Below are 14,155 nucleotides of genomic sequence, written 5' to 3' on the forward strand. Positions count from 1 at the left end.
CCACGCCGGCAAACGGCAGCGGGGACGTCACACAAATCGTGTCACGTCCCCGCGGTGCTTGAGCGCCGGTCTTGATTACGGCCTGGCTGGTGCCGCCGCTGCGGCGGCCTTGGCATCATCGCCGGCCGTCACAACGCTCAACTTGGCCGGATCGATGAATTTGCGGAACGCGGCGTTGACCTGCTCCACCGTGAGCGCCTTGAGCTTGTTCTCGAACGCCAGGCTCCACGCGTAGCTGCGGCCCAGGTACAGGTTGCGCGACCAGCCGGACGCCAGCACCTCATCCTTGGAGCGGTTCTGCACGCGCTGTTGCAGCATGCCTGACTTGGCGCCGGCCAGTTCGGCCGCCGTGAAGCCATCCTTGAGCGCCCGATTCAACTCGTCGCGGATGGCCGCTTCCAGCTTGACCAGGTTCTGCGGCGCGGCGATGGCGCCCATGCCGAAAGCGCCGGCCCGGTCGATCTCGCCGGCGCCGATGCCGGAGCCGCCGCCATACGACAAGCCATCCTTCTGGCGGATGCGGTCCATCAGGCGCGACTTCAAGGCGCCGCCACCGAAGATGTAGTTGGCCACTTCCAGCGCCGGATAATCGGCATCATCGACGTTCAGGTCCAGGTTCAGGCGCGCTTCGTAGCTGCCGTTTTCCTTGTCCGGCGTGTTGATGTGCCGGTGCAGCGCCGGCTTGTCGGCGTTGGTGCTGGTGATGCGCGCGTAGGCCACCTGGCTGTTCCAGCCGCCAAAGCTGTCGGCGATGCTCTTGCCGGCCGCGGCCGGATCAAAATCGCCCACGATGGCCAGCTCGCCATGCGAGGCGCCGTAATACTGGCGGTGGAAGGCCACCACGTCTTCCAGCTTGAGCGCGCGGATTTCGGCCAGTTGTTCATCCACCGTCTGCACGGCGCGCGGGTCACCCTTCGGATAGTGGTTGTAGTACTCGGCCATGGCCTGGTGCGCCAGCGATTGCGGTTCGTTGCGCGACGCTTCGATCGCCACGATCCACTGCTGGCGCATCTGCTCGAATTCAGCGGCCGGGAAACTGGCTTCCTTGAGCACATGGCTCACGAGACGCAGCGCCTGGTCCAGGTTGGGGCGGGTGGTGTCGAAGTGGTACAAGCTGCCCGAGATTTTCAGCTTGGCGAAGGCGTCGGCCAGCTCCGTGCGGCTGTACTGGCTGGTGCCGCGCATCAGCATGTCGTTGGCGGCCGTCATGATGGTGCTCTTGCCGAACAGGTTATGCTCGTCGCCCCAGTGCAGGTGCAGGTCCACGGAGACGGCCTCGCCCCGGTTCTTCTTGGGCAGCATGGCCACCTTCAGCCCGGCGATGGTCTCGATGGTGGTGCGGGCGTCGATGTTGGCCTGGCTGGGGTCGAATGCTTCCGAACTGAGCGTGGCGGCCTTGCCCTTGAAATCCTTCATCACTTCCTGCACGGTGGGCGCCGGTGGAATCTCGGCCCGCTGCGGCGCATCGTCCGGCAGGAATTCGCCGACCGTGCGGTTGTCGCGGCGCAGGTAGCGGGCGGCGGCCGCGCTCACCTGCTCCGGCGTGATGCTGTCGAGCTTGTCGCGGCCTTCAAACAGCAGGCGCCAGTCGCCCAGCGCGATTTCCTCGGACAAGGTTACGCCCACTTTCTGCGGATCGTTCAAGGCTTTCTCGATGCCGTTGGCGAAGTTGCGGCGGGTGCGCTCCATCTCCTCGGCCGTGGGCGGGGTCTTGGCGAAGCTTTCCACGGCGTTGATCAGGGCCTCGCGCACCGGTTCGATCGGCTGGCCAGCCTTGACGACGGCGCCGATCACTTCCAGCCCCGGCGCGTAGCCGGTCTGGCCAAAGCTGAACACTTCCGCGGCCAGGCCCGTTTCCACCAGCGCCTTGTGCAGGCGGCCGGTCGGAGTGTCGCCCAGGATTTCGGACATGAACGACAGCGGGTCGGCATCGGCTTGCAGCGCGGACGGAATCTTGTAGCCCAGCGCGACGACCTGCATGTCGCCCTTGCGCCGCACGGTGAAGCTGCGCTCGCCATCCTGGGTCGGTTCCACGGTCCAGAACGGCGGCAGCTTGCGCTTGGGCTTGGGAATGGCGCCGAACGATTTGCTGATCCAGGCCAGTGTCTGGCTGGGGTCGAACTTGCCGGCCACCAGCAGCACGGCGTTGTCCGGCTGATAGTAAGTGCGGTAGAACGCTTGCAGGTTCTCGATCCGCACATTTTCAATATCGCTGCGGTTGCCGATGGTGGAGCGGCCATAGCTGTGCCAGTCATAGGCGATGCTCTGCATGCGCTTGAGCAGCACCGAGAAAGGCTGGTTCTCGCCCGACTCGTATTCGTTGCGCACCACCGTCATTTCGGAATCGAGATCCTTGCGGGCGACGAAGGAATGGACCATGCGGTCCGCCTCCATGTCCAGCGCCCACTTCAGGTTATCGTTCCCGGCCTGGAACACTTCGTAGTAATTGGTGCGGTCGAACGAGGTGGTGCCGTTGAACTCCATGCCGCGGTCGGCGAATTGCTTGGGTATGCTGCGGTTCTTGGGCGAGCCCTTGAACATCATGTGTTCCAGCAGGTGGGCCATGCCCGTCTCGCCGTAGTTCTCGTGGCGCGAGCCGACCAGGTAGGTGACGTTGACGGTCACGGTGGGCTTGGAGGCGTCCGGGAACAGCAGCACCTTGAGGCCGTTGGGCAAGTGGTATTCCGTGATGCCTTCCACGGACGGCCCCTTGGTGACGCCGGCCGGCAAGGTCTGGGCCCACACGCCTTGCGGGGCCAAAAAGGACAGGCTGCACACCATCAGGCCGCAGACGGCGACGCGCTTCGCAGTTGGAGTCTTCATAAATTCTCTACGGAAATTCAGAAAGAGCCAGCATAACCGCAAGCACGGGGCTGTGGCTGTGCGAAAACGTAAAATATTGTTATCTGCCTGGCGCTGGCGGCAGGATGCAAGCCGCCCTGCCCGCGCCCACGGCCGGGATAGCCGGGATAGGCGGGCGCGGCTTTTTGCAACGACTGCTTAATGGCGCGCCTGCTTCTCGCGTTCCATCTGGCTGGCACTGATGCGCGACAGTTCGCCCATTTCCTGGGCCAGGAATTCGATCAGGTCATCGATGCTGACGATGCCGGACAGGCCGCCCAGGCTGTTGACGACGGGCAGCCGCCGTATGCCCTTGAAGCGCATGCGGTCGATCGTCTCGTAGACGTCGTCCTCCTCGTTGGCCGTCATCAGCTCGGCGCTCATGACGTCGCCCACCAGCAGGCTGGCCGGGTCCAGGCCGAGAGCGATGACGGAGACGACGATGTCGCGGTCGGTGAGGATGCCCACCGGCACCCGCTCACCGTTGGGCTGTTCGACCACGACCAGGTCGCCCACATGATGGTTACGCATCAACAGCGCCGCGTCCTGCACGGTGACGTCGCGCTTGCAATGCACAGTTTGTACGGTACAGATATCGCCGATACGCATGGCCGCTCCCTCCTCCGCAAAGAGGCCAGTGTAGCGCGATCAGGGACGGGTGGGCGTACGCTAGCGGGGCCGCAACAGCGGCCGGCCGATTACTTGGGCTTGGGCTCGGGCTCGGGCACCAGGCAGGCGTCCACCATTTGCAGGTCGTTGTCCTTGGCGAACGAAACGACGAAATGGTAGGCCAGCGGTTCCAGGTCGCGCAGGCGGTTGTTGACCACCACCGATTTGACGCCGTTGATCACGGTCGGGCAAACATAGGGGGAAAACTGCAGGTGGGAATGGCGCCCGCCGCCCGACCCTTCGGGACGGAAACAGGACATGACACCGCACAGGCGCTCGGCCCAGTCACTGGGTCGAAACTGTCTGCCATTGCTGGTGACGCCAAGGATAAAGAACTCGTCGTGCAGTTCTTTCTTGTTGTGAGCTGACTCGGCCATAGGCGGCTTGTTGGTAACAAGGATGCGTGGAAGATCCCGGCATGTGCGCCGGGCTGGCGGTACGATTCTGTAAGAACGTCAGGTATTATATCTTATAGAAGACCTATCCGCATAAACCCTTGATTTAAAACGAGCTTTTCTGGACGGGCGCCAGCAAAGTGCAAGCCCGCACCGGCGCGGTGCGGCCCTGCCCCAAGCAAGCTCCATTGTATGCCGGTTGTCTGGAATTGTAAGAGGCTGGTTCAAAATGGCCGTGGCGAGGCGTGGCGACGAAGACAGTGCGCCTGCACGGCGAGGCGCCACAACGATGCCACGGGCTTTTTGAAACAGCCTCAGCCGAGCCACACTGCGCCGGAAAGTAACAGCAGCAGCAGCATCCACAGCAGCAGCGCGCGCCACACCAGGCCCACCGTGCTTTGCAGCGCGCGTACGTTCGGCTCCTCGCCGGGCAGCACATCCGGCTCCACGTCGGTCGTGTCCACGGTCGACGCGTCGGCCAGCACCACCTTGGCCGCGTTTTCGGCCGGCGTGCCCAGGCGTACGCCCATGGCGCCGCCACCGGCCGACAGGATGATGCCGATCGCCTCATCCTGCCAGCGGTCGGCGAAATTGCGCCACGCGTAGATGGCATCCTCGAAGTTGCCGACCACAGCGAAGGCGACGGCCGTCAGGCGTACAGGAATCCAGTCGATCCAGTAGAAGGCGCGGGAGGCGAACTGGCCGAACGCTTCGTTGCGCATATGCTCCGGTTCGTTCCAGGCGCGCGACAGGTGTTCGGCCACGCGGTACATGACGGCACAGGCCGGGCCCAGCGGCATGAGGAACCAGAAGAACACCCCGAACACGTTGCGGTGGGTAGTGATCAGCGATTTCTCGACGGCGATGCGGGCGATCTCGGAAGTTTCCATACCCACCGTGTCGAGCTTGGTCCATTCAGCCAGCAAGGCGCGGGCCGCAGCCTCGTCGCCCGCGTTCAAGGCCAGTTGAATGGAGGTGAAATAGTGGCTGTAGTGGCGGAAGCCCAGCGTCAGGTAGACGATCAGGATGTTCCAGGCGAAGGCGGCCAACGTCAGGTTGTAGTGCATCAGCACCCAGTAGATCAGGGCCGTGGGCACCATCAGGATCGCCATCATCAGGAACCAGCCCATGCGGCCGTGGCGTGGGTGGCCAGCGTTGAACCAGGTTTCCATCCGCATCGCCAGACTCTTGATCTCGGCGTAGATCGGGTTATCCGCACGCAGCGGTTTCATCTGTTCGATCAGTAGCGCGCAGAGAATGGAAAGAAAAGTCATCAAACGTCCTTTTTGTCACAATGCCGTAATGCCCGCTACGATAACGCAGTGCAGTGCCGGAATCAAACTTATTGCAATATTGCTCGTCCGGGTCAGGCGCGCAGGAAGTGGAACAGGTTGCGCAACATGCCCGCCGTGGCGCCCCAGATGAAGAAGCGCTCGTACGGCATGGCGTAGAAAGTGCGCGCGCCGCCCGGCAGTTGCACGGACAGGCGCTGGTGGTGGCGGCCATCCATCAGGAATTGCAGCGGCACTTCGAAGATTTCATCCACTTCGGACGGATCGGCCGTCAGTTCGAACGGCGGCAGTACCAATCCCACCACGGGCGTGACGCGGTAACCGGTGCCCGTGAAATAGTCGGGCAAGGCGCCCAGCACGTCCACATGGCGCCGGTGCAGGCCGATCTCCTCCTCCGATTCGCGCAAGGCCGTGGCGATGGGGTCGGCGTCGTAATCCTCCGCGCGGCCACCGGGGAAGCTGATCTGGCCGGCGTGGTCGGTCAAATGGGCGGTGCGCTGGGTCAGCAGCAGGGTCAAGCCCTGCTCGCGCTGCACCAGCGGCACCAGCACCGAGGCGGGCGTGGGCCGGGGGCGCGGTACGATCGCCTCCTGCACCGTTTCCGGCGTCCACACGGGCGGGGCGGCGAAACGCTCACGCAGCCACTGGGGCGACAGGCGCTCGGACGCGACGGCCGGTTCGCCGGCCACGCTATCGATGGGCAGTTGCTGGGGGTCGAACGGAAGCTGGGCCAAAAATCTTACCTCCACATGCAAAAAAGGGGCACCAGCGGCGCCCCTTCCATCCAAACACAAACGCGATTAAGCGCTTGCTTTCGCCGCTGCTGGGCGACGGTTTGGCAGTTTTTCCTTGATACGTGCCGATTTACCGGAACGATCACGCAGGTAGTACAGTTTAGCGCGACGTACGTCACCGCGGCGTTTCACTTCGATCGAAGCGATCAGCGGCGAGTACAGCTGGAAGGTACGCTCGACGCCTTCGCCGGACGAGATTTTACGAACGATGAAGTTCGAGTTCAGGCCACGGTTGCGACGGGAAATCACGACGCCTTCGTATGCCTGGGCGCGCTTGCGGGTGCCTTCGACCACGTTAACGTTCACGACCACGGTGTCACCAGGGGCGAATTCAGGAATGCTCTTGCCCAGGCGAGCGATTTCTTCTTGCTCGAGTTGTTGAATCAGATCCATTTTATTACTCCATAAACCATCGTGCTGGCGCGCGATGAGTGCTGTTCAGACACTCGCCCAGTAGAGGATGGGGTTAAACACGCGGGCGACATGCCCGCTAGCTCCTACAAACTGCAGGTTTGCAAACCTGCCAAAAACTTTTCGTCCTGCTTGCTCAGCAATCCTGCCGCGCGAGCCCGGACCAGCAATTCGGGGCGCTTGCGCGCCGTCGCCTCCAGCATGCGCTGGCGGCGCCATTTGACGATCTCGGCGTGATTGCCACCCAACAGCACGGCGGGCACCGTCTCGCCTTCATACGTTTCCGGCCGCGTGTAATGCGGCGAATCGAGCAAGCCATTGACAAAGCTGTCCTCGACGGCCGACGCGTCCGTATTGAGCACGCCGGGCAACTGGCGCACCACGGCATCCATCAGGGCCATGGCCGGCAATTCGCCACCCGACAGCACGAAGTCGCCCAGGCTGATTTCCTCATCGACGCAACGGTCGATCAGGCGCTGGTCGACCGCCTCATAGCGGCCGCACAGGATCACCAGACCCGGTTCGGCTTTGAGCTGCATGACGCGCTCGTGCGTCAACTGCTTGCCCTGGGGCGACATGAACACCACCCGCGGCGCGGGCAGACCGGCCTCGGTCTGGCGCTGCTTGGCGGCATTGAGCGTCGCTTCCAGGGGCTTGGCCAGCATCACCATGCCGGGGCCGCCGCCATAGGGGCGGTCATCCACGGTGCGATGATTGTCGGTCGTGAAATCACGGGGATTCCACAACGTCAGGCCCCACTTCTGTTGTTCGAACGCGCGCCGGGTCACGCCCGACTGCGTCAGCGCGGCAAACATTTCGGGGAACAGGGTCACGACATCAAATTGCATGGCCCGTCCCTTCCGACTGTACCGTGTTGCGCGGGTGAGTCTTAATAGTCCAGGCCCCAGTCGACGGTGATGCGTTTGGCGGCCTTATCCACGGTGATCACAAACTGATCGACAAATGGAATCAGGCGCTCTTGCGCCGCTTCGCCTTCGGGAGCGCTGTCGGCGGCGGCCGGCGTGATGCGCAAGATCGACTGTGGACCATTGCTCATCATGTCGGTGACCTGCCCCAGGTGCTCACCCTGCAAGTTCACTACTTCCAGACCGATCAGATCGGCCCAGTAAAATTCGTCAGCCGACAGCGCCGGGAAACGACTGCGCGGCACCGAAACAGCGGCGCCCTTGAGCGCTTCTGCCACGTTGCGGTCGGTCACTCCCACCAGCTGGGCAACGACGTCGCCGCCATGCAGTTTGACCTGCTTGACGTCCACGTCATGCACATTCGGCTTGTCGAGCCACCAGGTTTTCACCGCCAGCAATGCATCCGCATCTTCCGAGAAAGGTCTTACCCTCACCCAGCCAGCAACGCCATACGCGCCGTAGACAAAGCCCACTTGCGTCAGATCGTCGGGGAGTTTCACCCCGGATGCACTCTTATCGGTCAAACCAGGAACCAGACTTAAGCTGCTTTTTTAGCGGCAGCGACCAGGCGAGCCACGGTCGGCGACAGTTGCGCGCCCACGGATTCCCAGTGCGCCAGACGGTCAGCGGTGATACGGAATGGCACTTCGCCACCGGATGCCATCGGGTTGTAGAAACCGATGCGTTCGATGAAACGGCCATCGCGACGATTGCGCGAATCGGTTGCAACGATGTTGAAGAACGGACGCTTCTTGGCGCCTCCACGAGCTAAACGAATAACGACCATAATATTTCCAAAAAGTGTGCTGAGACGGAAAAAGCCGCAAATTATAGCGCGCCTTGCCACGTAGCAGCAAGCATTAATGCACATAATTGGGCGGTTTGGGGTAATCGGCGATTATCCCCCGTTCCGGCGAAGTGGGCAAGTGCCCTCGATCTTAAAAAAGATCCGCCGGGGGCCGTATTATGACCGATACTGCGTGCATCCCCGCAATTTCTTGGCATCCCCATGACCAATTTGCATCAAACGCAACACCTTTCGCACAAGAATAAAACCATGGCCACGCTGCTGGCCTTCGTGCTGGGCGGCCTGGGCGGCCACCGGCTCTACCTGCGCGGCGCCCGCGACCGCTGGCTGTGGGTTCATCTGGCCAGCCTGCCGGCCGCCGCCCTGGTGGCCGCGGCCGTGCCCGGCGCCGACTGGTTCTACAAGATCTTGCCGATGGTGGTCTCGGCGCTGGTGGGTTTCCTGGAGGCGCTGGTGCTGGGCTTGATGCCGGACGAAAAATGGGACAGTCTCTACAACACCGGATCGGGCCGCGAATCGGCCTCCAACTGGCCGCTGGCCGTACTGCTGGTGGCTACCCTGATGGTGGGCGCCGGTATGCTTATCGCAACAATTTCCCGCCTGTTTGACTTGTTGTACACTGGTGGCGCGTATGGCTGATACACAACTTGAGGAGAACAATATGACGAGTCGCCCCCTGATCCTGGCCCTGACCCTGGCCGGCATGATGAGCAGCGCCTGGGCCCAGGCCCCCGTGAGCGCGAAAGAACAATACGCGATCGACAGCAAGCACGCCGCCACCCGCTATGCGGATGACAAGAAGCTGTGCGCCGACGAAACCGACTCCAGCGCCCGCATGCAGTGCATGCGCGACGCCAAGACCGAATACGACAAGAGCGTGGCGCAAGCCAAGGCCGCGATGAAAGCCTCGCCCGCCAAGGCCGGCGCCTGCATGGCCGATTGCGGCAAAGTGGTCAACGTGACCGTCACTGAGAAAGCCGGTGAAGGCAGCGCGCTGGGCCTGATCGCCGGCGGCGTGGCTGGCGCCCTGCTGGGCAATCAGGTCGGCAGCGGCCACGGCCGCGAACTGGCCACGGTGGCCGGCGCCGCCGGCGGCGCCTATGCCGGCAAGCAGATCGAACAGAAAGCCAAGTCGACCAAGGTCTGGACCGTGGAAGTGCAGTACAACAACGGCCAGCATGCGAGCTTCAACTTCGACCACGATCCCGGCCTGCTGGCTGGCGACCAGATCCGCAACGCCAACGGTACCGTGGTGCGCAACTAAGCACAGGCCAAGCTGCAAAAAAAATCGGGGACAGACCCCAATTTCCGCATGGCGGAAATTGGGGTCTGTCCCCGATTTTTTTTTGCGTGCTCACACGTAGCTGGTGGCCGACTCCAGCAAGGATGGCATACCGCATCGCTCGGGTTCTTGCGCGCAGCAAGGGAGTCCCTGTGCAGCGCACAGCCCGCGCCTGTCACATCGGCAACGGGACATGCCGGGCGCAAAAAACTGATCACTTCGGCAGCATTGTGAAAATACAACAAACTAATTTACATTTAGACTTTTTCGCTGAATTGCGAGCACATGCTCGGTTTTAGCACTTGATTCTGCAATACATTTAAGCGTAGTTCGAATTCCATGGAATAGCAGCCCAGACCAATAATCCCACCAAGGAGACACTGCATGCCTACCCGTATTCGCCACTCGCTACGCACCCTGCTACCTGTTATCGCCCTGCTCGCCCTGGGCGCCGAAGCTTCCGCCAGCACCCTGAACCAGAACGCCTCGTGGACCATCGACCGCGCCAACACCAGCACCAAGTACCGCGTCGTCGCCTACGGCGATTCCATCTACGCCGGCTATAACGGCTCCATCACCAGCGCCGCCAAATACTCGGCGCCGACGGTGGACGCGGAATACATGTCCGCACAATGGGGCGCCGACATCGAGAGCGTGCGCCGCACCAAGTCCGGCGCCGTCGCCTCGGACGTGTACAACAACAAGATCGTGGCCGAGCGTTCCTACATGCAGGCCAGCAATACGCGCGTGGTCACCTTCGAAATGTGCGGTAACGATGGCCTGCAGGCCCGTACCAGCTTCAAGGGCCAGAGCGGCACCTGCGACTACACGGTGCTGAACAACGCCGAGAACAGCTGCAAAACCTACGTGGCGGCAGCCATGGACTACATCAACGCCAACGCCTACCCCGGCGTGAAGCTGAAGGTGATCTCCAACCTGCACTACCCCGGCTACGCGGCCGACAACGTGCAAAGTTCCTGCACCGACGCCACCACCGGCGCCACCGTCAAGATGCAGGACCGCTTCCTCGTGTCGCTGGCACGCATGAACTACATGATGTGCGACACGGCGCGCCAGAAAGGCTTCACCTGCGCCGACAACTTCGCCCAGTACATGGGCGGCGACTACGACAGCAACGGCGACGGCCAGATCGACTCCGAGGCGCTGCGCTACGTGGCCGGTGAAAGCCAGGACAGCTATGTCACCCGCATCACCACCACGCTGCGCTCCACCCTGCGCGACGCCAACACGCACTTCGTCTCGTCCGGCAGCAGCTACGACTACATCCAGTCCGACGACACCCACCCGACCTACACCGGCAGCACCATCACCTCCGGCCTGTTCGGCGACACCACCGGCAGCGGCGCACCGCGCTACACCTCCTTCACCGCCGGCAAGAGCCCGATCTGGAACCAGTACGGCCATGAACGCATGGGCTGGGCCGTATCGACCTTTAATCCGGTATCGCCGTAAGCGCCGCGGGCGGTTCAACGTTGGCTACGCCACGTCAACCTCCCCTCGCCCCGGCCAGCGCCTATCGCAACGGCGCTGGCTGGCGCCGGGGACGCGCGCAAGGCGGCTTCGGCACCACGCAGTGGCTGGTGGTGGCCAGCCTCACCTTGCTGGGCGTGCTGTGGCTGTGGTCCGGTTCCCCCGCTGAACCGGGCGACGGCGCGGCGGCGGCAAGTACGCAAACGCCCGCCACAAACGGCAGGCCGGCCTGGCTGGCGGCCTTCCCCGGCATGTCGTCCGAGCCAGCGCCAGAACAGGCGCCAGCGCGCGCGCCCGAAGGCGACGCCGATCCCACGCGCGACCTGAAAAGCTACATCCCCCGGGGCGCGAACCCCACCATGCCGGAAGTGATCCAGCGCTTGCACGAGCGCGGCATCTTCAGCGGCCTCGGCGCGTTTTCGCCGCCCGGGACCCGCCCGCCGCTGGTCGGCCTGGCCGTGCCGGAAGACTTCGACCTGCCCAAAGGTTACGTGCGCCACCATCAGGTGACGGACGACGGCCAGACCATCGAAGCCATCCTCATGTTCGCGCCTGATTTCCAGCTGGTCGATGCCAGCAACCAGCCGGTCGCCATGCCCAAGGACCGCATCGTGCCGCCGGAACTGGCCCCGCCCGGCCTGCCCCACCGACGCATCACCATCCCCGCCCCACGAGAGCCGGCAAGACCCGGCCAATAGAGACATGACCCTGACCATTCCTGTAAAAATCCGCGTACTGGCAGCGTTGCTTGCCAGCGCGGTGATGTCCGCGCTGTATGCGCGCGGTGGCGCCGGCTGGCTGCTCGGCTTCGTGCTGCTGGTGCCGTGCCTGCGCGCGCTGGACGCCAGCCCTACGCTGACGGGTGCCCTGCTGCGCGGCTGGGCCATGTCGCTCGCCTACACGGCCGGCGCCTTCGCCTGGTTCGGCACCGCCTTCGGCCACTACACCCAGATTGGCGATGCGGCCGGCCTGGCCTTGCTGCTGCTGGCCGCCCCGCTATTCCAGCCGCAGTTCCTCAGCTTTGCGCTGGTGCGCCACGTCACACGCCAGCGGCACGGCGTCGTGCCTGGCGCGCTGGCCGGCGCGGCGGCCTGGGTGGCGACGGAATGGCTGCTGCCCAAATTCCTCGGCGATACGCTCGGCTACGGCCTCTATCCGTCCGTGCTGCTGCGCCAGGGCGCCGCCGTGGTAGGCACGGCGGGCCTGACACTGCTGCTGTTGCTGGCCAACGAAGGCGTGGCGGCGGCGCTGGCGCAACGCGCGGGAGGCTGGCGCGCCAGCCTGCGCCCGCTGGCGCTGGCCGCGCTGGCGCCGCTGCTGCTGGCGGGCTACGGCCAGTTCGCACTGTCGGCCAGTCCCGCGCCGGAAGGCAAGCCACTGCGCATGGGGCTGATCCAATCCAACATCATCGACTACGAACGCCAGCGCCAGGAAAAAGGCACGGCCGCTGTCGTGCGCGAAGTGCTCGACACCCATTTCGCGATGAGCTACGACGCCGTGGTGCGCCAGCATGCGGACGCGGTGTTGTGGTCGGAAACCGTCTACCCCACCACCTTCGGCCATCCCAAGAGCCCAGCGGGCGCCGAGCTGGATCGCGAAATCGTCGGCATCGTCAACGCGGCCGGGGTGCCGTTCGTGTTCGGCACGTATGACCGCGACAGCGCGGGCGAATACAACGCGGCCGCTTTCGTGCAGCCGGGCGCCGGCCTGCTCGGCTTCTATCGCAAGACGCGTTTGTTCCCGCTCACGGAATACGTGCCCGCCTGGCTGGACGGCCCGCTGCTGCGGCGCGCCCTGCCCTGGACCGGCAACTGGCAACCCGGTAACGGCGCCCGCGTGCTGCCGCTGCGGCTGGCCGATGGCCGCGAAATTCCCGTGCTGCCCATGATCTGCTTCGACGACATGGATGCCAGCCTGGCCATCGATGGCGTGCGGCTGGGTGCGCAAGCCATCCTCACCATGTCCAACGATTCCTGGTTCACGGCCGATCCGCTGGGCGCGCGCCTGCACCAGTCGGCGGCCGCGTTCCGCAGTATCGAGACGCGGCTGCCGCAATTTCGCGTCACCAGCAACGGCCACAGCGGCGTGATCGACGCCACCGGCACCGTGCTCGCGGGCACGCGCATGGGCGAACAGGCGCTGGTGATCGCGGCCCTGCCCGTGAACGCACCCGCGCCCACGCTGATGGTGCGCTGGGGCGACTGGGTCGGACGCGTCGCCGTGGCGGCGCTGCTGTTGCTGGCGGCCGTGTCAGCCTTCCCCGCCTGGCGCGCAAGCCATGCCACCGAAGCGGAAGGCGAACCGGCGGGCGATTCAGTGGCCTTCAACCTGGCCGCGGCCTTGCCGGCCAGGGTGGCCGTGCTGTCGCCCGCCGCGCGCGTGGTGACGGGACTGCTGCGCACCTTCTCGCGCGGCAGCCTGCTGTGGATGTGCCTCGCCCTGCTGTTCAACGAAGCGCTGCGCACCAACACGCTGGCGCAGATCCGATTGTTCTCGACGCTGTTCCTGCTGCCGGAAGCGGTTGCGTGGTGCGTGCTGGTATTCTGTTCGGCGCAAGCCATGGTTGTCGACGGCAAGCTGGCACTCACGCGCGGCGGGCGCCGGCGCGAACTGGCGCTGAGCGAGATCGCCGCCGTCCAGTTGTGGCGTTTGCCCATACCCGGTCCGGGCCTGTCGCTGCGGCTGCATACCGGCCGGCGCTGGCGCTACGGCCTGGCGCTGACCAATGCCGATGCCCGCGCCGCCGCGCGCGCCGCCACCGCCGGCCGCCCCGCGCAACAGAGCGTGCGCGCCGTGCTGCAGGTATATGCGCAATCCAACCTGGCGATCCGACGTTCGCGGCTCGACCACCCGCTGCCCAAGTACATCCTGCTGCCGCTGGCGCTGGCGCTGCCGGCGTTCCACCTGTATCAGCACATCGCTTACGGCAGCGCGTTCGGTGAGTACTACAGCTTCGGCTTGAAAGCCTATCTGAGCGCGTTCGCGCTGTGGTGGGCCGCGTGGTCGATCGGCGTGGTGTTGACGGAAGCGCTGCTGCGGGCGGCGATCAGCATCGCCACGCTGTTGACGGCGCTGCTGCGCCCCGCGCGCGCGATCGCCATCCGGCGCTGGCTGGAACGGGCCGGCCATGTCGCGCTCTACCTCGGCATGCCGGGCTGGCTGCTGCTGACCATCTACCGAGCATAGTCAAAAAATTGGGGACGTAACACACAGAATTGTCTTACGTCCCCAATTATGAAAAAACCT

14 protein-coding genes are annotated in these 14,155 nt (G+C 64.2%); 5 read left to right on the plus strand and 9 right to left on the minus strand.

What is annotated here, in order from left to right:
• Positions 1 to 75: 75 nt before the first annotated feature.
• From H3H39_RS20710 to rpsP, 9 genes are all read right to left on the minus strand, one after another.
• Complete coding sequence (locus tag H3H39_RS20710; protein ID WP_182156069.1) at positions 76 to 2,823, minus strand: M16 family metallopeptidase; 2,748 nt, start codon at positions 2,821 to 2,823, stop codon at positions 76 to 78.
• 177 nt (positions 2,824 to 3,000) lie between these two features.
• Complete coding sequence (locus H3H39_RS20715; protein WP_182156071.1) at positions 3,001 to 3,450, minus strand: CBS domain-containing protein; 450 nt, start codon at positions 3,448 to 3,450, stop codon at positions 3,001 to 3,003.
• An 89-nt stretch (positions 3,451 to 3,539) separates the two neighbouring features.
• Positions 3,540 to 3,887 (minus strand): DUF3579 domain-containing protein, encoded by a 348-nt coding sequence (locus tag H3H39_RS20720; protein ID WP_182156073.1) that lies wholly within the window; start codon positions 3,885 to 3,887, stop codon positions 3,540 to 3,542.
• A 332-nt stretch (positions 3,888 to 4,219) separates the two neighbouring features.
• Entirely contained in the window at positions 4,220 to 5,179 is a 960-nt protein-coding gene (locus tag H3H39_RS20725) for a CobD/CbiB family protein (protein WP_182156075.1), read from the minus strand.
• 92 nt (positions 5,180 to 5,271) lie between these two features.
• A complete protein-coding gene (locus H3H39_RS20730; RefSeq protein WP_182156077.1) occupies positions 5,272 to 5,931 on the minus strand; it encodes a CoA pyrophosphatase in 660 nt (219 codons plus the stop codon).
• A gap of 66 nt (positions 5,932 to 5,997) precedes the next feature.
• The gene (rplS, locus tag H3H39_RS20735) at positions 5,998 to 6,384 is read right to left on the minus strand and encodes a 50S ribosomal protein L19 (RefSeq protein WP_182156079.1); all 387 of its coding nucleotides are present in this window, start codon (positions 6,382 to 6,384) and stop codon (positions 5,998 to 6,000) included.
• 104 nt (positions 6,385 to 6,488) lie between these two features.
• Positions 6,489 to 7,250, minus strand: coding sequence for a tRNA (guanosine(37)-N1)-methyltransferase TrmD (gene trmD, locus H3H39_RS20740; protein WP_182156081.1), 762 nt, complete (start codon positions 7,248 to 7,250; stop codon positions 6,489 to 6,491).
• Positions 7,251 to 7,291: 41 nt separating this feature from the next.
• A complete protein-coding gene (rimM, locus tag H3H39_RS20745) occupies positions 7,292 to 7,828 on the minus strand; it encodes a ribosome maturation factor RimM (RefSeq protein WP_182156083.1) in 537 nt (178 codons plus the stop codon).
• Positions 7,829 to 7,866: 38 nt separating this feature from the next.
• Positions 7,867 to 8,115 (minus strand): 30S ribosomal protein S16, encoded by a 249-nt coding sequence (gene rpsP / locus H3H39_RS20750; protein WP_182156085.1) that lies wholly within the window; start codon positions 8,113 to 8,115, stop codon positions 7,867 to 7,869.
• A 270-nt stretch (positions 8,116 to 8,385) separates the two neighbouring features.
• Between rpsP and H3H39_RS20755 the strand changes: the two genes are divergently transcribed.
• The 5 genes from H3H39_RS20755 to lnt all read left to right on the plus strand — a co-directional run bounded on the left by H3H39_RS20755 (position 8,386) and on the right by lnt (position 14,095).
• Positions 8,386 to 8,775, plus strand: coding sequence for a hypothetical protein (locus tag H3H39_RS20755; RefSeq protein ID WP_375540446.1), 390 nt, complete (start codon positions 8,386 to 8,388; stop codon positions 8,773 to 8,775).
• Positions 8,776 to 8,797: 22 nt separating this feature from the next.
• Complete coding sequence (locus tag H3H39_RS20760) at positions 8,798 to 9,400, plus strand: glycine zipper 2TM domain-containing protein (protein WP_182156089.1); 603 nt, start codon at positions 8,798 to 8,800, stop codon at positions 9,398 to 9,400.
• 402 nt (positions 9,401 to 9,802) lie between these two features.
• A complete protein-coding gene (locus H3H39_RS20765; protein ID WP_182156091.1) occupies positions 9,803 to 10,891 on the plus strand; it encodes an SGNH/GDSL hydrolase family protein in 1,089 nt (362 codons plus the stop codon).
• Between the two features lie 20 nt (positions 10,892 to 10,911).
• On the plus strand, positions 10,912 to 11,607 hold the full coding sequence (locus H3H39_RS28035) for a hypothetical protein (RefSeq protein WP_229218163.1): 696 nt from the start codon (positions 10,912 to 10,914) through the stop codon (positions 11,605 to 11,607).
• Between the two features lie 4 nt (positions 11,608 to 11,611).
• Complete coding sequence (lnt, locus tag H3H39_RS20775; RefSeq protein ID WP_182156093.1) at positions 11,612 to 14,095, plus strand: apolipoprotein N-acyltransferase; 2,484 nt, start codon at positions 11,612 to 11,614, stop codon at positions 14,093 to 14,095.
• The last annotated feature ends 60 nt before the right edge of the window (positions 14,096 to 14,155 follow it).

The organism is Rugamonas apoptosis, assembly GCF_014042355.1.
GTDB classification, from domain to species: domain Bacteria; phylum Pseudomonadota; class Gammaproteobacteria; order Burkholderiales; family Burkholderiaceae_D; genus Rugamonas; species Rugamonas apoptosis.

Bases quoted from the DNA above. Each gene is read 5' to 3' on its own strand.
- H3H39_RS20710 (WP_182156069.1), bottom strand. From the start codon at position 2,823: ATGAAGACTCCAACTGCGAAGCGCGTCGCCGTCTGCGGCCTGATGGTG.
- H3H39_RS20715 (WP_182156071.1), bottom strand. From the start codon at position 3,450: ATGCGTATCGGCGATATCTGTACCGTACAAACTGTGCATTGCAAGCGC.
- H3H39_RS20720 (WP_182156073.1), bottom strand. From the start codon at position 3,887: ATGGCCGAGTCAGCTCACAACAAGAAAGAACTGCACGACGAGTTCTTT.
- H3H39_RS20725 (WP_182156075.1), bottom strand. From the start codon at position 5,179: ATGACTTTTCTTTCCATTCTCTGCGCGCTACTGATCGAACAGATGAAA.
- rplS (WP_182156079.1), bottom strand. From the start codon at position 6,384: ATGGATCTGATTCAACAACTCGAGCAAGAAGAAATCGCTCGCCTGGGC.
- trmD (WP_182156081.1), bottom strand. From the start codon at position 7,250: ATGCAATTTGATGTCGTGACCCTGTTCCCCGAAATGTTTGCCGCGCTG.
- rpsP (WP_182156085.1), bottom strand. From the start codon at position 8,115: ATGGTCGTTATTCGTTTAGCTCGTGGAGGCGCCAAGAAGCGTCCGTTC.
- H3H39_RS20755 (WP_375540446.1), top strand. From the start codon at position 8,386: ATGGCCACGCTGCTGGCCTTCGTGCTGGGCGGCCTGGGCGGCCACCGG.
- H3H39_RS20760 (WP_182156089.1), top strand. From the start codon at position 8,798: ATGACGAGTCGCCCCCTGATCCTGGCCCTGACCCTGGCCGGCATGATG.
- H3H39_RS20765 (WP_182156091.1), top strand. From the start codon at position 9,803: ATGCCTACCCGTATTCGCCACTCGCTACGCACCCTGCTACCTGTTATC.
- lnt (WP_182156093.1), top strand. From the start codon at position 11,612: ATGACCCTGACCATTCCTGTAAAAATCCGCGTACTGGCAGCGTTGCTT.